General features: G+C 48.0%; 1 protein-coding gene. It reads right to left on the reverse strand.

Features of this window, described 5'->3' with window-relative positions:
- Positions 1-244: citrate/2-methylcitrate synthase (locus tag GJB59_RS13655; protein ID WP_328822969.1), on the reverse strand; the 244-nt coding region annotated here is incomplete at both ends.

Below are 244 nucleotides of genomic sequence, written 5' to 3' on the forward strand. Positions count from 1 at the left end.
ATGTCGTATGTTTTAAAATGATCCAGCACGGCTTGGGGAACGGCCATGTTGTCAGCCAACTGCTGTTTCAGTTCCGCCAATTCGTCTGCCTTTGGCAGGCGCTGGTGCCACAATAAGTAAATCACTTCTTCAAAGCTGGCGTTGACAGCCAGGTCATCAATATCGTAGCCGACGTATGTAAGTGTGTCATCAATGATCGAGCTGATGGCGGATTGGGTTGCTACTACACCTTCTAAACCTTTTG

This window comes from Planococcus soli (assembly GCF_016881065.1).
Classification (GTDB): Bacteria; Bacillota; Bacilli; order Bacillales_A; family Planococcaceae; genus Planococcus; species Planococcus soli.